Genomic DNA, 17,278 nt, shown 5'->3' with positions numbered 1-17,278 from the left:
AAGTACAAAAAATGAGAACTTAGGAGCGGATATTTTGATTCAAGAAGCCTTACGTGTATATCGATTACAATTGTATGTGATCTTTAGTGGTTTACTACTTATGTGGACGATTACTCCGTTTGGAAAACAAGTGACAGGGTTTGGTATTGGATTAGCAGTAAGCGCCTATTGTCTTTGGTTATTAGCTCGCAGAGTGGAGAAACTCGGAAAAAGTATCGTAATGAAGGAAAAGTCTCCTGGATTAGGAGTTTTAAACCGATTTGCAGCTGCTATTTTAGGAGCTATAATCATGTATGAAATTGAGCATGAAATGGAAATTTGGGCATTCGGTACAGGTATTTTAGGTGGTCACTTTTTAATGATTGCAAATTTAGCGTATGCAAATATGCAGTTAGTGAAAGAAGAAGAGAAGCAAAGGGAACATGCTTCGAAAAACATAGAGCTATGATGAAAGGGACCTAATTTGGTTCCTTTTTTAGTTTAGCGATATGATACAAGTAATCAAATTAACGACAAATATGATACGCTTCTTTTTTGCGTTTTTCAATAGTATGAAAAATAATAAAAAAATTTTAAAAAACCCATCGATTTCTAAAGGTTATGTATGTTATTATGACAAAAGACTTTTTGAAAGAGGTGGATACCAATGTTACAAGCGCTACTTATTTTTGTGCTACAAATTATTTACGTTCCAATTTTAACAATTCGTACGATTTTGCTTGTAAAGAATCAAACAAGATCCGCTGCTGGTGTTGGATTGTTAGAAGGAGCTATTTACATTGTCAGTTTAGGTATTGTGTTTCAAGATTTATCAAATTGGATGAACATCGTTGCCTATGTCATTGGCTTTAGTGCGGGACTGTTATTAGGCGGTTATATAGAGAATAAATTAGCAATTGGTTATATTACGTATCAAGTTAGTTTACTAGACCGTTGTAATGAATTAGTAGATGAGTTACGTCACTCTGGATTTGGCGTTACAGTATTTGAAGGCGAAGGTATTAATTCTATACGTTATCGCTTAGATATCGTCGCAAAGCGTTCTAGAGAGAAAGAGCTTTTAGAAATTATTAATGAAATTGCACCGAAAGCGTTTATGTCTTCGTATGAAATTCGTTCGTTTAAAGGTGGATATTTAACGAAAGCGATGAAGAAAAGAGCGTTAATGAAGAAGAAAGATGAACATGCATCGTAAAAAAGAGGAGTAGTGCTGCAGTAAAAGCGCAGTATAAGTCCAAATGTAAAAGGGAGGAATCTATTTTGATGTAGATTCCTCTCTTTTTTATGAAAAATATTCATCTGTTAATTCAAAAAAACTAAATCGTATAATTATTTTTTTTACTCATTCTCAAATTAATGATTAGCCATATAATTTGAAAAAATACCGGTATGATAAACGTAATTAATAAAACGATAAGTGATATTGATTTAATTTCAGGTGTTTGAATAACACCAGCACCATCAAAATCTCGTAGCCAAATGATAGTGGCCCATATTCCAAAAACGATAATCCAAAATATGTTACCAATCCACCAAGAAATCCATCGTTTTTTCATGTTAGCACCCCTTACATGTATCTACTGTTAAAAGTATATTTTCGTTCGTTACATTTATAATGAAACAACTTTAAAATCAGTTTTTAACTGTATATCTAACTTGTTTGAAGGTTACTATTTCTCCACCATCATCATCATCTTTCGTTTGCAAAAGTTGAACTTTTGGTTTGTAGTCTGTCCTATGAGCATGTTCGATATCTTTAATGTTAAGCTTGTAGGATTCACCATTCTTTAGCTTTTGTTCCAACACTTTTTTATTAGCAACATAAATAAAGGTCACTTTATTTTCATCAATGCCCTCGGTCTTAATTTCTAATTCATTATCTTTTGTTGTAATGGTTGGTGTTAATAATTCCATACTGCCGTTTCCAGTTTCTAAAGAATTTCCTGGAATAGCTGAACATCCGGATAATATGATTCCGGTGAATAGAAGAACAGCTAATTTCTGTTTCATAACATCCCTCAATTCCATGTGAATTTTGATTTTGGTATTGGTATTGCTAGATTACTAGTGTGGAGCGTAAATGTTTAGTTAGTACCCTTTTAATTGTACCATAATATGTAAATTAAAACAGGGTGTATATCCAATTTAAGGGAGATTGAAAAATTTACTGATTGTTGTAAATTCGTGTGTTTTAGCTTCTATTTCAATCGAAATGTAGACGAGAGAAAGAAATTTTTTTATAGAAATTATAATTTTTACATTTTACTATAATGATAGGGAATAGATGAATTCATTTACTTCGGAGGTATTTATTTGAACATTAATGAGAAGGCAATTGAAATGTTTGAACAAAATAAATATGAGGAAGCAATGGAACTGTTTCAACAAGCAGTACATGAATCTAGAGACGTACAATCTCTCAATAATCTGGCTTGGATGTACTTTTATGAGGAAGAGAATGATGATAAAGCTCTTGAATTAATAAGAGAAGTTGTTAAGTTGAATCCTTCTTCATACTTTCCTTATAACATCTTAGGGGACATTTACATGAAACAAGAAAAATGGACAGAAGCGAAAGAAGCATTACAAAAGTCTATTTCGATTCAACCATCAGATGAAGCATATCATAATGTAGCTGTAGCACATTATAACCTTGGAGAGCTGGAAAAAGCTTCAGAATTTTTCTTGCGAGTTGCAGGGGATTCGGACTATATCATGTATAGCTATGTAAAATGTTTAATTGATTTAGAACGAATGACAGAAGCAAAAGAGAAGTTAGATACTTTTAACAGGGAATCTGATAATTTTTTAGGGGAAATTAAGGTAGCAGATTTATATGTTGAGTTGAATTGCTATAAAGAAGCAATTGAATGGTTCGAAAAGGGATATAAAGAATGCTGGAAAAGTCCTAATTGGATTGGTAGATTTGTGTATGCTCTATATAAAACGAATAATTTCTCCCGTATAAATGAAGTTATACGGGAATCTATCGAAGCGAAAACAGCAGAAATAGAAGATGTTCAGAATGAAGAAGTAGAAGAAAACTGGACAGAAAATGATAAGAAAGAGTTAATTGAGGAATATACAGAAGAGAATAATTGTTATAAAACATTGGTAGAACGTATCAAATCTGGATACGTTCCAGGATTAGAGTTTGAAACTGATTATATAGGGGCTTGCTATTTATTTGGTTGTAAAAGACATAATCACCTTGAATATGAAAAATAAAAAGATTCGACTGTTGGTCATCTCCCTGTCAAGTAGACAGTAATAAAAAGAGTATTATGCCACGGCCTTTTCCCAATATTCTATCGGGGAAAGGCCGTGAAGTTTTTCTTGGAACCTTTCTGTATTATAGAATTGAATATATTCTTGAATTGCTCGATAGACCATTTCATATGTTTTTGGGCGCACTAAATACAACCTCTCTGTTTTTAAATGTGAGAAGAATGATTCGATACACGCATTATCAAAACAGTTTCTTCAAATGATTTTTAAATATCACAGATGTTTTTCTTCCATAAAACGGACATTTTTTTCGAATGATAGATTGAATATCCAGCTCTCTCATGAGACGACGAACAAGTTTATGATTCATTACCACTCCTTCTCGAGCTAAAGCACGAGTCATGCGTTTATACCCATAATAAGGGTGCTGACGATGAATAGATAAAATATGTTCTTTATGCCACCTATCCCTTTTCTGACGTAAACGCTGTACGTTATGATATTTCCGCCATTTATAGTAGCCAGCCTTAGAAACTTCCGCGATTTGAAACAGCCATCGAAGTGGCTAGGCTTGGCGTAATGAATCGATAAGAGAAAATCGTTCTTTCTTTAGGACCATTCCTTCCCGTTTAGATTTGGATTGCGCTTTTTTAAATACTCAACCTGTGCCTCCAAATAAGCATTTTCTTCTTCTAGACTATTAAAATTCTTTCGATTCCAGACGCCACGTTGATCATCAAAGGACTCCCCCTGTTGCGCACGTTTTACCCACTCAATAATCTGAGCATCTCTCTTCACACCGAGTTGTTCACGAATTTCTCGCAATGATTTTCTCTCTTCTAATCGAAGACGAACTGCTTCTCGCTTTAGTTCTTCTGTATATTTTTGAAATGATTGTCCCTTTCTTGCCATAAAAAAATCTCCTCCAGATAAAACAGTATTGAGTCCATCATATCAGATGGACTCTTTTTTTACTGTCTACCTATAGGGGATAATACCAAGATGAAATGATAGGCTTCTTTATTTTAAAAAAATGAGGTCAAAGGTGTACTTTTCTTATAAAAATGCATTTCATATAAAAGGTGTAATGATTTTAGGGAAGGGGGATTGTTGTGCGTCATCATAGAAATTGCAAAAAATTCGGAGTGGCACTGCCTCTTCCGCTTATAGGAGCAACTGGTCCGACAGGTAATAGTGGTCCAATCGGTCCAACTGGAGGGCATGAAGGTCCTGTTGGTCCTACAGGGGTGACTGGACCGACGGGAGCAACTGGGCCCCAAGGTCCTCAAGGTATCAGGGGAATACAAGGTCCCCGAGGGACAACAGGAGCACAAGGAATACAAGGAGCTATTGGTGGTACAGGAGAGCAAGGTATAACTGGCCCGACTGGTCTCCAAGGTGCTCAAGGATTAATCGGTAACCAAGGTCTAATTGGTGATATTGGAGTACAAGGGTTAGAAGGAATACAAGGAGCTACGGGTCCTGCTGGTAGTCAAGGTATACAAGGCATACAGGGAATACAAGGGGAAATAGGTGAGCGAGGACAAACAGGAGGACAAGGAATGCAAGGAGAGAGAGGCATAACTGGACTCTCGGGTGTAACTGGTTCACAAGGTCCTCAAGGTGTTCAAGGAATACAAGGAGAGCAAGGGGCTACTGGTATACAAGGAGAAGACGGCTTCCAAGGGATACAAGGAATTACTGGGAAGGAAGGCCCGCAAGGAGCACAAGGAATACAAGGTGAAGTGGGTCCAACTGGTTCTACTGGAATGCAAGGTGCCCAAGGTATAAGTGGAATAAAGGGGATAACAGGTGCAATAGGTTTACAAGGACCACAAGGTGTGCAAGGAATACAAGGTATAACGGGAGCAACAGGTTTTCAAGGGATAAAAGGAATAAGAGGTATAACGGGAGCGACGGGTAGCATTGGTATTCAAGGCTCAGAAGGACCGCCGGGCGGTCCGACGGGAACAACAGGTCCAATTGGTCCATCTAGTGGGGTGACTGGACCAGCTGGCCCACCCGGTCCACCAGGAGGTCCAACCGGTCCGACGGGTGCGACTGGTTCAACAGGCGTAAGCGGAGGGATAGGACCAATTGGAGCGCAAGGAGTGCAAGGTATAACAGGTCCAACCGGTCCTCAAGGTGTAAGGGGAGCACAAGGTTCACAAGGTGTAGTTGGAGCAGTTGGAGTACAAGGGGCACAAGGTCCTCAAGGTAACCAAGGAATAACAGGCCCAACGGGTGCAGAAGGTTCTCAAGGAATACAAGGTACGCGTGGAGTAACTGGTCCAACAGGTGCAGAAGGCTCTAAAGGTATTCAAGGTATTCAAGGTGTAATAGGCCCAACAGGAGCACAAGGAATGGTGGGAATACAAGGGATAGCCGGTCCAGCTGGTGTTACAGGAGCGGAAGGAGCTCAAGGTGCACAAGGAATCCGAGGAGCAACCGGTCCTGCTGGAGCACAAGGAATACAAGGAGTGCAAGGAATACAAGGAGAAACAGGAGCAGCTGGAATACAAGGTCCTCAAGGTGTTCAAGGGATACAAGGGACTACCGGATTGACAGGCACACAAGGTGCACAAGGTCCTCAAGGAGTGCAAGGAATAATAGGACCGACTGGAGCTATTGGCTTGCAAGGTCCTCAAGGATTACAAGGAATATTGGGTCCAACAGGAGCGCAAGGAGTGCAAGGAATACAAGGAGAGCAAGGAATTATCGGTCCAACAGGTGCGCAAGGAATTAGAGGTCCCCAAGGAAATACAGGGGAAGTCGGTATAACAGGCCCTCAAGGAGTCCAAGGGGCGCAAGGTAGTCAAGGCCCACAAGGCCCACAAGGGAATGTTGGAATTACTGGTGCAATGGGTGAAACTGGAGCTACTGGAGCAACCGGGGCAACTGGACCACAAGGTTTGCAAGGTTTTCAAGGGATTACGGGAATACAAGGAATAACGGGAACGACCGGCAATACAGGTGCAACGGGTCCGCAAGGAATACAAGGTATACAAGGTCCCCAAGGGATAACCGGTCCAACAGGTGCAACCGGCCAGACGGGAGTGACTGGTGCAACTGGACCGACCGGAATACAAGGCATACAAGGAATGACTGGAGCAACAGGGGTAACGGGGGGAACGGGCCCAACAGGTGCTACGGGTCCAACTGGCTTGACAGGAGCAACAGGATCATCTGCTATATCGACAGGTGGCGGATATTTCTTTTCTACATCAACAAGTACAATTGCAGCAAATGCCAACATCCCAATTAATTCTGGATCCACTGTATATGGAACTGGTGTATCTTTAACTAGTGCTACGACAGTCACAGTAGCGACGCCAGGAATATATTTAGTAAGCTACTATTTCCAAGGGGACGCGACTGGTGGGAATGAGACAGTATCTGTTAGGTTGCTATTAAATGGAACGCAACTAACAGGGAGTTTTATACAAAACGTAACGACATCAACTGTAGTAATCGAACCAGCCATTTCAAATACACTTCTTGTGAATGTGACGAGTGCCAATTCAACATTAATATTACAAAATGGCCCGTTAGGTGTAGGTCATGTGACTACTATAGCAGGTGCGATTACAGCAAGTTTAAATGTAGTGAGAATTTTATAAAGAATATAAAAAACACAAGGAATGTCTTTGTAAGACACACCTTGTGTTTTTTAATATTAAATAAACATTTTCTTCATCTTTTCGGTTGGAAAATATGCTGAAAGAAGTATTTGTGATGTAAGTTATCTACAACTTTATTTGCTTGATATGTGCGTTGTTTTTCAATTCGGAGTCTTTGCTCCATCATTTTTATTGCGTGATCAGATAAACGTAACATAATACATTCTCCTTTTCTATAAATATAGGTGACTATTTGATATCGATCCCATATTTATAATTAAGGAGGCAAAATGTGTAACATAGGCAAAAAGCACCTTCCTCTCCCATTACGCTTACGAGGTTAGCTGTCGGACTCGGGAAGTGAGAGTTTCCCTACTTAAAAAAGATTCGCCCCAAGTAGCATAGCTACAAAAATGGTTCCCCCGCTCCAAAATTTGGACTCAGCAAAAGGTTTTATAAAGTAAAAAATAACATAAAGGAGCGAACAAGTCAAATTATTTTGTGTATTCTGTCTTTTTTAATTGCGTAAGAATCATACCGTCAGGAAGTATTGTATCTGATACTGTAATGAATCCGTGTTTTTTATATAAAGTAATAGCAGGGGTATTCGCTTTACCTGTTTGTACAATGTATGTCATTGAAGAGGGAAACATGTTAAATATATGAATTAGGAGTTTCGTTGCGATTCCTTTTTGAAAAAAATCGGGCGATACAACTAACCTGTGGATATCGATTAGTTTTTCTTCTTGTACAAAAGAAATAAAACCGACAAGTTTATTTTCAGAAAAATATCCATAGAATGTTTCACCACAACTTTGAATATCGCTTACAGTATCATATAAACGAGGTATGGCAGTACTATTTAAGTAGTCTGCTTCAACTTTATAAGCTGGAATTTGAACCTGTAAAATGGATGTTGCTACTTCAATAGAAGTGGAATTTAACTTAAGAATCATAGATAATGAAGCCTCCTTTGAATATGGTATATGAATATAATTGCTTTATGAGTGAGTTTGACAATATTTTTCTTTTTTGCATATAATATATGTATCTCCATATGTAAAATAGTAGTAAATATATTTCTATAGTGAAATATGATTAGCAATGATAAATACATATGTTTGTATTGAATCATACAAACTATAATAGAAATGGAGGACTAAAAATGGGATGGATTATCACATTTTTAGTTGGTGCTATTATAGGTGCAATTGCTAGTTCTATAACAGGTAAAAATTTCCCAGGTGGTATGTTCGGAAATATTATCGCAGGTTTATTAGGTGCTTCGTTAGGTGGTAGATTATTTGGATCCTTTGGGCCATCATTTGGTGGGATTCATGTCGTGCCAGCATTATTAGGTGCAATCGTGTTAATTTTTATTGTATCATTTGTAGTGAAAGCTGCAAAGAAATAGATATATAGATTATGATGAAGAGCCCTGAATAAGGGCTTTTCATCATTCGAAGAGGTGGTTTCATTGGAGAAAATAAATATAAGAAAAAGAGATAAGTTAAGAAAGTTTTTTAGAGAACAAAATTATTTGGCGGTATTACTTGGATTTGCGTTATTGTTCATTAATATTTTATTGCTAACAAAAATATCATTTGTTTTTACACCGTTTATCGTATTTTTAAAAACAATTTTCTTCCCAGTACTATTAGCAGGCGTGCTATTCTATATTTTACATCCATTCGTTTCGCTTTTAGAAAAGAAAGGTGTTTCAAGAATTGTATCGATAGCTTCCATATATTTAATCGTACTAGGATTATTTGTATTTTTAGTTGTAACGGTTATCCCTATTATTAAAGATCAAATTGATGCATTAATTGATAACTTACCTTATTTTGGTCATGAGATTGAACAAGCAGCACGTAGATTCGGGGAAAGTAATTTACTCGGTAAAATTCAGGAGAATTTAAATATTAATGTTGCGAATATGGTAAAAGACTACACAGTTGATTTTACGAAATCTTTATCATCAGTAACAGGAAATGTAACTGGATTTTTGAGTACTGTTACAGAGGTTGTTTTAACGTTTGTAATGGTTCCGTTTATATTGTTCTATCTTTTAAAAGATGGTGAGCAATTACCGAATCACTTTTTAAAGTTTATTTCAGAACAAAGACGACCAGCAGCGATGAGAATACTAGACGATATGCATTATGCGATTAGCTCGTATATTAGAGGACAAATTATCGTTAGCTTATTTATCGGTATTATGCTATTAATTGGTTACCTTATTATCGGTATTAAATATGCGGTACTACTCGCTATTTTAGCGATGATTGTAAATATCGTTCCGTACGTAGGCCCAATCATTGCAATTACACCAGCTTTAATTATCGCATTTATTGACTCGCCAGCAATGGTTTTAAAGGTAATTATCGTAATGATGGTCGTACAATTAGCAGAAGGTAAATTTATTTCTCCGCAAGTCATGGGTAAAAAGTTAGATATTCACCCAATTACAATCATATTTATCATTTTAACTGCCGGAAATTTATTTGGAATTATGGGGATTATTTTAGCAATTCCAGGGTATGCAATATTAAAAGTGTTAGTTACGCACGGATATCGATTTGTTAAGTTGAATACGTGAAAAAAAGAGCTAAAACAGTGGGAACTGTTTTAGCTCTTTTTTATTAACAATTCATTTGCATATTGGCGCGCCCATTGATCCGCTTCTAATATAGCATCTAGTGAAGGATCTTTTACGTTATGATGAGCTTCAACTGTTTTGTAAATTGTTTTTTCAATATCGAAAAAGGCAATTTCATTTTTTAAGAATAGTGCATTTGCAATTTCATTTGCTGCGTTTAATACAGCAGGAGTAGTGCCACCAATTTTGCCACATTCATATGCGTATTGTAGACAAGGGAACTTCTCTAAATCTGGTTTTTCAAAATGTAAACTACCAATTTCTAATAAATTTAATTTTTCATAGGAAGAAGGTAGCCGAGTAGGGTAGTGAAACGCATATTGAATTGGCATTCTCATATCAGGAGCACCGAGCTGCGCAATAACTGATCCATCAATAAACTCTACTAAAGAATGAATAATACTTTCTTTATGAATCATTACATCAATTTTTTCATAAGGAATATCAAATAGCCATCTTGCTTCCATTACTTCGAATCCTTTATTCATTAATGTGGCAGAATCAATCGTTAGTTTTGCCCCCATTAACCAGTTTGGGTGCTTTAAAGCATCTTTTGCTTGTAAAGTTTTCATTTCTTCACGTGTTTTATCACGGAATGCACCGCCAGAAGCTGTAACGATTAATTTCTCAATTTCTTTATTATTTTCGCCGTTTAAACATTGGAAAATAGCTGAATGTTCGCTATCGACTGGAATTAAACGACATCCGTTTTGCTTGGCCAGTTCAGTTACGATATGACCAGCTGCAACTAACGTTTCTTTATTAGCGATGGCAATATCTTTCTTCGCCTTTAATGCTTCAATCGTTGGAAGTAGTCCGGAAACTCCGACAACAGAACTTAATACAAGATTTGAATCAGGGTGAGTAGCTACCGCAATTAAGCCATCAGTTCCGTATGTGATTTTTGTATTCGCTGAAATACGCGTACGAAGCGTGTCTGCTAAGTCTTTTGTTGCAACGCTTACAATACGAGGTTGAAACGTTTTGATTTGTTGCTCAAGAAGATCGATATTATAATTTGCGGTTAAACCGACGATTTTGAAATGTTCAGGATGAGCTGAAACGACATCTAATGCAGATGTGCCGATGGATCCTGTGGAACCTAAAATGGATATATATTTTACCATGAAAAAACCTCCAAAGTTGTTTCGAATATTTCTGCAAACCTATATATCATTAGACAATTGAAGTGGAAATTCCTGCTATATAAAATAGAAAATTCGGGTTTGTTTAGAAGTGAAATGTGATAAACTGTAAAAAATAACGAAAAAGCAATGAAAGAGAAGAGTACATATTCGAAACTTTTCAGAGAGCTGATATGTGGTGAGAATCAGTAAGGGATGAATATGGAATGGACTCTGGAGCTTCTAACTGAAATGAGTAGGTAAAGACGGTTACTTCACGTTATTGAAGTATGAAGTGAGCTAATGATAGCTAATTAAGGTGGTACCGCGGGAGTCTCTCGTCCTTTTTTAAGGATGAGGGGCTCTTTTTATTTTGAGAAAGGAGGAGTTAGTGTGAGTGAAAAAATAATGTTAACAGGAATTAAGCCGACAGGTTATCCGCATTTAGGAAATTATATTGGTGCGATTAAACCTGCATTACAAATGTCAAAGAATAATGAAGGAAAAGCATTGTACTTTATAGCTGATTATCATGCATTAAATGCTGTGCGTGATCCGAGTCAGTTTAGTAGTTATACGAAAGAGGTAGCAGCTACTTGGCTATCGCTTGGACTTGGAGAAGATGTGATTTTTTATCGACAAACGGAAGTGCCGGAGATTCTAGAATTAGCTTGGATTTTAGCTTGCCTAACTCCGAAAGGTCTTATGAACCGTGCTCATGCGTATAAAGCGAAGGTGGAGCAAAATAAAGAAGCAGGGTTAGAGGTCGATGCGGGAGTGAATATGGGGTTATACACGTACCCGATTTTAATGGCAGCTGACATATTATTATTTCAAGCTACTCATGTACCAGTTGGAAAAGACCAAATTCAGCATATTGAAATTGCTCGTGATATTGCGACGTATTTTAATCATACATTTGGCACGACATTTACACTTCCAGAGTATGTCATACAAGAAGAAGGGGCTATTTTACCTGGTCTTGACGGAAGGAAGATGAGTAAAAGTTACGGAAATGTGATCCCATTATTTGCAGAGCAAGAAAAACTACGAAAATTAATATTTAAAATCAAAACAGATTCTTCACTTCCAAATGAACCGAAAGAACTAGAAACCTTATTTACAATTTATAAAGAATTTGCGACAGAAGACGAAGTACAGTCATTACGTGAAAAATATGAGACTGGAATCGGATGGGGCGATGTTAAAAAAGAGTTATTTCGCGTTGTAGATCGTGAGTTAGCTGGACCTCGGGAGAAATACGCAATGTATATGAATGAGCCAAATTTATTATATGAAGCGTTAGAAAAAGGTGCTGAGCGGGCACGTGCTATTGCGAAGGTAAATTTAGCGGAAATTAAAAAGCAGATTGGATTTGAGAGGGAACGTTAAGCGTTCCCTTATTTTTTTAGATAATCTGTAATAATCCTCTCAATAACAGGAGGAAGATTATTAGGTAATTTATCAAGTGAAAAGAAGCGTAGTTCTTTTGATTCACTTTGATCGCATACAAGTTCACCATGAAATTCTCGGCAAATATAAACAACGAGTACACCGTGTACTTGATCGCCGTTTGGATAGATTTGAAAGAAGTCTGGCCCTGAGTATGTACGGAATAGTTCTGGATTTTTAATAATAAGTCCAGTTTCTTCAAACACTTCTCGTTTTAAAGCATCTTCTAACGTTTCGTTATATTCTAGGGCACCACCAATAATGCCCCAGCGTTTAAAATCTGTACGGAGTTGCAGCAATACTTCATCTTTTTCATTTAATATAATGGCGTGTGATCCTATTAAAATAAGTGGATGATTTCCTACTAGATTTCTCATATCTTCAATATAACCCATGTCATTGCTCCTTGTATTTAATAATAGTTAGGAAGTTCTTTTAACATTCTTTCTGTTTTACGTGCTGTAAAGGCTAAGTTATGGTCATCTTTTGTTCTGAAAAATAATGTGCGTAAAAAGGTTTTAATATTGGCACATAAAATACAATACTCATTAAGCGAAAGGCGTTTTCTAATTTGAGGAAGCCTTTTTATTTTTTTATGAATAATAGAAATTAACTCGTTTTGAGGAAAATCATGATACAGCATTGCTAGTAATGGCGTAACAATGCGTTCATCTTCGTTATTATGAAAAAGGTCAGATGGAATAAAGATTTTATTTAATAAACAATGAATTAATTCTTCGTACCATTCAAAAGTTGTATACGTATTATGAACAATTTCAGTAAAGGCATCAGATACATGAGCAAGACAATGAGCCCATCCTTTATTTTCGATATAGCCCCGAAAATCCGTTTCTAAGTTTGTGTATGTAATGAGTTTATTTTTTATTTCTTCGATATCCTCCTCTGTACAAAAGTAGTGCGAATTAGCGAATTGGAGTATTAACGCAATTAACGAAACAGTGTAAGAACGTGTGAAAACCCCATCTGTATGTGGGGAGTAAATGTCACAATATAAATACTCATCACTTAAACAAGTTTGCAGAAGTAATTTCAGCTGATCGTCCATAAGGAATTCATGATGAATGAAATGCGCAAAACATTTATATATAAGTTGGTAACGAACGTAGCTATCAGTCGTTCCGATATACTGAAGCATGTTCAAAGTTAACTCATTTACATCTATATGCTGTAGTTGCGTATAGTCATTTTGTTGTATAAGCTCTAATTGTTGTTGCAATGCTGTAATATCCACTGGAGAACCTCCTCCGCACTTTAAAGATGCGATCTTTTCTAGTATTCTATATATTCAAGGACAATCCTGCTCATGCAAGGAGAACGATTAGAAATTCGAGTATGATATAGATGAGGGAAGAATATGACGACGATAGAACAGTTAGAAAAACATTTTAAAATAAGAAGAAGTGCTTCTTCTATTATGATAAAAGAAAATAATGCAGAGGTTTTTACAGAAGAGCAATTAGAGGGAATGATGCAGTATTGCGTTGCCGAAGCTGAAAAAGATGGATTAGAAAAATTACATTTTGAAATTTCTTCAAAAAGCCCAAATTATGATGTGTATAAAAAATGTTTTGAAACGTATTCATTTGAATATGTTACGGAAAGCATGATTGTATTTAAAGATATATACGAAGTAGAAGATATAGAAAGTGAAGTTGATTTTAAGTTAATTGAAGAAGTAGGGGAAGAGGCTTTTTATTCACTGTGGAATGAAGCGACGGGAGAACCAGTCGTTCATGATCAATTTGTGCATATGATGCTACAAGAAATTGGTGAGCAATGGAAAGAACATTGCTTAACAGCGAATGTCGATGAAAAGCCGATAGGAATTGTAATCCCGCATATTGAAAGAGGTACGTTAGAAGAAGGGAAACTTATGTACTTCGCAGTTACTCCAAATATGCGTAATAAGGGATATGAAGCTGCATTATTTGCAGGTGCGTTGTTTGTCTTAAAGGAAATAGGTGCATCTTATTATATTGGTGAGACAAATATGAAAAATGAGTGGATGAAGGATGTTTTTGAAAAGAATGGATGTCAGTTGCTGAGTTGTACTGAGCGGTATGTGAGGGAGTTTTAGGAGGGTGAATGATGTACTCTCTCGAACTCATTTAGTGGGAGGGGTATATATGTTAAAACAATCCATGCATTCATTCGTTTTACTGTATCCAAATGTGTTGTTAGAAGGATGGAGGATTGAAAAAGTTTCAGAACGTTATGAAGGTGAAAAGTGGGGGACTTTTTGGCTTCAGGTTGTTACTCCAACTGGAATGTTTCGGGTAAAGGAATTTTTTCTCGATATAATGGAGCCGGTATTTCCGGACACTTGTATCTCTCAAGCAAAAGGAGATTGTTTTCAATATAAAGCACTTGTGTATTGGAAAGGTGTAAATTATAAAGGAAAAGATAGTTATGTTACATCTAAATGGAAAACACAAATTGAAATTTCAATTGATCGTGGATATGTAAAGCAAGATGAAATGGGAAAATTTCTATTTGGGTTACAGCCACTACATACGGAGTTTGCGAAAATGATATTATATACACCATTTCACTTATTAAGCTTTCAAGCGAAGAGAGGTGAAATGGGTGAGATAGGAAGATGTCGTGAGTGGAATGCTCCAGATGACGTATCCTATGTAAATTTGTCAATTCATGAAAAGGTAAGTTGGAAACTTGAATCGGTCGGTTTTGGAAATGACGAAACGCAGTATGTATACTGGGACGAAGTTAATAAACTATATGCACTTTGGGTTTGTAGACATAAAAACAAAGCGTATTATCCTGTTTCTTCATGGATAATGAACTATGGCCCAAAACAAATTATAAACGGGTTAGAGTTTTATTCGCACCCTGATCGCGGAACAGTTGTATATGAAAATCTCGGTAATGAACAAATCGCATACGTATTTCGAGGGAATCCATGTACAAATTTTGAACAAGTAAAAGAACTTTTTGCCTCTTTGTAAGATAAAAAGAAAAATGAGAACGACAAAGTAGATATTCCTATAATAAAATAGAGAAGGATTAGACTATACGAAGAAAGCGTTGGTGAAAGAATGGAGCAGCAAAGACATTGGCTACAAGCAACTGTAGAAAGAAATGAAACGAATACGTTACATATAAAGTGGGAAGATAATATAGAAGAAGTTCGCATTTATTGGAGTACTTCACCAGATCATATTGAAGAAAATGGGGAGTTACTTGCAACGGTAAATGGAGAATCATCATATACAATTGGAAATTTAAGTGAAAATGAGCGTCCATATTTTAGACTAATAGGTAGTAATGGACAAGCAGTGACAGTAGCTGAGCGTAGACTGCCATTACAAGGCGCGTTTAACTTCCGTGATATGGGAGGGTATGAAACGCTTGAAGGCCGTAAAGTAAAATGGGGCAAGTTGTACCGTTCTGAAGAGTTAGCAGGATTAACAGAGTGGGATATTGAGTATTTACAAAAGTCTGGCTTAAAGTTAATTTGTGATTACCGTACAGACTTCGAAGTGAAGCATAAGCCAAACCCTGAGATTACAGGAGCTCGTCAAGTGTGCTTACCAGTTATGCAAGATTTAGCGAAAGACTTGAATATAAATGAGTTTTTCCAAGTTGGTGACCTTTCTATGTTAGGGAAACCAGGCGAATACCTTGTAAAAATGAATCAAGATTTCGTAAGTGGTAACGAGGCGTTCGTAAGCTTCTTAAACTTAGCGCAAAACCCGGAAAACTTACCGTTAGTAAACCACTGTACAGCTGGAAAAGACCGTACTGGATTTGGATCAGCATTATTATTACTTTTACTAGGTGTACCAGAGAAAACAGTAATGGAAGATTATTTACTAAGTAACGGTTTCCGTGAAAAGTTAAACGAGAAAATGATGGCCTTTTTAGGTGCAAAACTACAAAACGATGAGAGTAGAGCGATATTAGGTGCGATGTTCGAAGCTCGTGCTGAGTATTTACAAGCTGCGATTGATGAAGTGAAAAAGCAATATGGTTCAGTTGAAGCGTATGCTGAAAAAGCACTTGGCTTTACGAAAGAGTCGTTAGAGGAAATGAAAGTGTTATTACTAGAAGATTAATAAGTAAAAGGAGGCTGAGCAGATTAGCCTCCTTTTACTTATAGCGTAGTTGAAAATAGAAGATAATGGTGTATTCAATAAAGAGCAGGTTAAGCGCCTCATAATGAAATATATAAACTTATATTACTATCGTGTTATTATGTTAAGTGACGGTAAAGTGGTGTAATTTAACATGCCTACTTTAATAATGATTATAAGTTATTAAACGCAGAGGTGTAATTTTAGTTATATAAAAATTGAATTAAAGTGTGCTTTAGTTAAAAGAATTAAATAAATTTTAAGCAATGAGAACGAAGCTTTTAAAATAGGAGTTGAGGAGAACATCATGAAATACAAAGTTATATTATTCGACGTAGATGATACATTATTAGATTTCCCTGAAACGGAAAGATACGCACTACATAATGCGTTTGTACAGTTTGGTATGCCTACAGGGTATAATGATCATCTTGCAAGTTATAAAGAGATTAGTAATGGATTATGGAGAGATTTAGAAAATAAAATGATTACGCTAAGTGAATTAGCGGTAGATCGATTTAGACAATTATTTGCCCTTCATAATATAGACGTAGATGCACAGCAATTTAGTGATGCATATCTTGAAAACTTAGGGAAAGAAGTACATCTTATAGAAGGTGCAGTGCAATTATGTGAAAATCTACAAGATTGCAAGTTAGGTATTATTACGAATGGATATACGAAGGTGCAACAATCAAGAATCGGAAATTCACCTTTATGTAATTTCTTTGATCACATTATTATTTCTGAAGAAGTTGGTCATCAAAAACCAGCGCGTGAGATTTTTGATTATGCGTTTGAAAAGTTTGGGATTACTGATAAATCAAGTGTACTAATAGTTGGAGATTCGTTAACTTCTGATATGAAAGGCGGAGAAGATTACGGCATTGATACGTGTTGGTATAATCCTAGTTTGAAAGAGAATAAGACGAGTGTTAATCCGACTTATGAAGTGGAGAGTCTGCTACAAATTTTAGAAATTGTAGAAATGGCGGAAGAAAAGGTAGCTTCATTTTAATTGTGCTGATATTTGTCGAAAAATCGATATATTGAAAAAATCGTTGATATATTGTGAGTTGT

The 17,278-nt window shown here is 36.4% G+C and carries 18 protein-coding genes, 1 pseudogene, 1 riboswitch and 1 other annotated feature; of the genes and pseudogenes, 11 read left to right on the top strand and 8 right to left on the bottom strand.

All coding sequences use genetic code 11. From position 1 onward, the window contains the following. The first annotated feature begins 34 nt into the window (after positions 1-34). Both AXW78_RS15880 and AXW78_RS15875 read left to right on the top strand, forming a co-directional pair. Positions 35-448 (top strand): ATP synthase subunit I, encoded by a 414-nt coding sequence (locus AXW78_RS15880; RefSeq protein ID WP_000613879.1) that lies wholly within the window; start codon positions 35-37, stop codon positions 446-448. A 198-nt stretch (positions 449-646) separates the two neighbouring features. Then, positions 647-1,195, top strand: a complete 549-nt coding sequence (locus tag AXW78_RS15875) for a DUF2179 domain-containing protein (RefSeq protein WP_000938438.1) — start codon at positions 647-649, stop codon at positions 1,193-1,195. A gap of 121 nt (positions 1,196-1,316) precedes the next feature. Here the strand turns inward: AXW78_RS15875 and AXW78_RS15870 are convergent, their stop codons facing one another. Both AXW78_RS15870 and AXW78_RS15865 read right to left on the bottom strand, forming a co-directional pair. Next, a complete protein-coding gene (locus AXW78_RS15870; protein ID WP_000747686.1) occupies positions 1,317-1,556 on the bottom strand; it encodes a DUF3923 family protein in 240 nt (79 codons plus the stop codon). 76 nt (positions 1,557-1,632) lie between these two features. Beyond that, a complete protein-coding gene (locus tag AXW78_RS15865; RefSeq protein ID WP_074593361.1) occupies positions 1,633-2,028 on the bottom strand; it encodes a hypothetical protein in 396 nt (131 codons plus the stop codon). A 285-nt stretch (positions 2,029-2,313) separates the two neighbouring features. Here AXW78_RS15865 and AXW78_RS15860 point away from each other — a divergent pair, with 285 nt between their 5' ends. Further along, positions 2,314-3,228, top strand: coding sequence for a tetratricopeptide repeat protein (locus tag AXW78_RS15860; RefSeq protein ID WP_001024460.1), 915 nt, complete (start codon positions 2,314-2,316; stop codon positions 3,226-3,228). A 54-nt stretch (positions 3,229-3,282) separates the two neighbouring features. Here AXW78_RS15860 and AXW78_RS32505 read toward each other — a convergent pair. Next, a pseudogene (locus tag AXW78_RS32505) lies at positions 3,283-4,140 on the bottom strand (IS3 family transposase). A gap of 200 nt (positions 4,141-4,340) precedes the next feature. Here AXW78_RS32505 and AXW78_RS15845 point away from each other — a divergent pair. Further along, entirely contained in the window at positions 4,341-6,848 is a 2,508-nt protein-coding gene (locus AXW78_RS15845; protein ID WP_061884420.1) for a collagen-like protein, read from the top strand. Between the two features lie 73 nt (positions 6,849-6,921). Here AXW78_RS15845 and AXW78_RS34455 read toward each other — a convergent pair whose 3' ends face one another. Continuing rightward, positions 6,922-7,065 carry a hypothetical protein gene (locus tag AXW78_RS34455; protein WP_000945243.1) on the bottom strand — a complete coding sequence of 48 codons (144 nt, stop codon included), beginning with the start codon at positions 7,063-7,065 and terminating at the stop codon, positions 6,922-6,924. Positions 7,066-7,161: 96 nt separating this feature from the next. Then, positions 7,162-7,304, bottom strand: a riboswitch (cyclic di-AMP (ydaO/yuaA leader). A 38-nt stretch (positions 7,305-7,342) separates the two neighbouring features. Continuing rightward, positions 7,343-7,804, bottom strand: coding sequence for a GNAT family N-acetyltransferase (locus AXW78_RS15835; RefSeq protein ID WP_061884419.1), 462 nt, complete (start codon positions 7,802-7,804; stop codon positions 7,343-7,345). 209 nt (positions 7,805-8,013) lie between these two features. Here AXW78_RS15835 and AXW78_RS15830 point away from each other — a divergent pair, with 209 nt between their 5' ends. Together AXW78_RS15830 and AXW78_RS15825 are read left to right on the top strand one after the other, a co-directional pair. Beyond that, positions 8,014-8,262: a GlsB/YeaQ/YmgE family stress response membrane protein gene (locus AXW78_RS15830; RefSeq protein ID WP_000539714.1), complete on the top strand. Its 249-nt coding sequence runs from the start codon at positions 8,014-8,016 to the stop codon at positions 8,260-8,262. Between the two features lie 63 nt (positions 8,263-8,325). Continuing rightward, positions 8,326-9,447 carry an AI-2E family transporter gene (locus AXW78_RS15825; protein ID WP_000411482.1) on the top strand — a complete coding sequence of 374 codons (1,122 nt, stop codon included), beginning with the start codon at positions 8,326-8,328 and terminating at the stop codon, positions 9,445-9,447. 29 nt (positions 9,448-9,476) lie between these two features. Here AXW78_RS15825 and AXW78_RS15820 read toward each other — a convergent pair whose 3' ends face one another. Then, positions 9,477-10,634, bottom strand: a complete 1,158-nt coding sequence (locus AXW78_RS15820; RefSeq protein WP_000241796.1) for a 1-deoxy-D-xylulose-5-phosphate reductoisomerase — start codon at positions 10,632-10,634, stop codon at positions 9,477-9,479. Positions 10,635-10,772: 138 nt separating this feature from the next. Then, positions 10,773-10,980: a binding site (T-box leader), on the top strand. Between the two features lie 44 nt (positions 10,981-11,024). On the opposite strand from AXW78_RS15820, the gene AXW78_RS15815 reads away from it, so the two are divergent. Beyond that, positions 11,025-12,023, top strand: a complete 999-nt coding sequence (locus AXW78_RS15815) for a tryptophan--tRNA ligase (RefSeq protein WP_061884418.1) — start codon at positions 11,025-11,027, stop codon at positions 12,021-12,023. 8 nt (positions 12,024-12,031) lie between these two features. Here AXW78_RS15815 and AXW78_RS15810 read toward each other — a convergent pair whose 3' ends face one another. Together AXW78_RS15810 and AXW78_RS15805 are read right to left on the bottom strand one after the other, a co-directional pair. Beyond that, complete coding sequence (locus AXW78_RS15810) at positions 12,032-12,478, bottom strand: NUDIX hydrolase (protein ID WP_000540455.1); 447 nt, start codon at positions 12,476-12,478, stop codon at positions 12,032-12,034. A 17-nt stretch (positions 12,479-12,495) separates the two neighbouring features. Then, on the bottom strand, positions 12,496-13,335 hold the full coding sequence (locus AXW78_RS15805; RefSeq protein WP_000355454.1) for a DUF2785 domain-containing protein: 840 nt from the start codon (positions 13,333-13,335) through the stop codon (positions 12,496-12,498). A gap of 123 nt (positions 13,336-13,458) precedes the next feature. Between AXW78_RS15805 and AXW78_RS15800 the strand changes: the two genes are divergently transcribed. From AXW78_RS15800 to AXW78_RS15785, 4 genes are all read left to right on the top strand, one after another. Then, the gene (locus tag AXW78_RS15800) at positions 13,459-14,181 is read left to right on the top strand and encodes a GNAT family N-acetyltransferase (protein ID WP_000207421.1); all 723 of its coding nucleotides are present in this window, start codon (positions 13,459-13,461) and stop codon (positions 14,179-14,181) included. Between the two features lie 49 nt (positions 14,182-14,230). Further along, positions 14,231-15,070: a hypothetical protein gene (locus AXW78_RS15795; protein ID WP_061884417.1), complete on the top strand. Its 840-nt coding sequence runs from the start codon at positions 14,231-14,233 to the stop codon at positions 15,068-15,070. 90 nt (positions 15,071-15,160) lie between these two features. After that, positions 15,161-16,180: a tyrosine-protein phosphatase gene (locus tag AXW78_RS15790; protein WP_046945755.1), complete on the top strand. Its 1,020-nt coding sequence runs from the start codon at positions 15,161-15,163 to the stop codon at positions 16,178-16,180. A gap of 325 nt (positions 16,181-16,505) precedes the next feature. Further along, on the top strand, positions 16,506-17,216 hold the full coding sequence (locus AXW78_RS15785; RefSeq protein ID WP_061884416.1) for a YjjG family noncanonical pyrimidine nucleotidase: 711 nt from the start codon (positions 16,506-16,508) through the stop codon (positions 17,214-17,216). The last annotated feature ends 62 nt before the right edge of the window (positions 17,217-17,278 follow it).

Origin of the sequence: Bacillus thuringiensis, from assembly GCF_001595725.1 — a bacterium.
GTDB classification, from domain to species: Bacteria; Bacillota; Bacilli; order Bacillales; family Bacillaceae_G; genus Bacillus_A; species Bacillus_A thuringiensis_K.
This window is presented reverse-complemented; position numbering and strand designations above follow the sequence as displayed.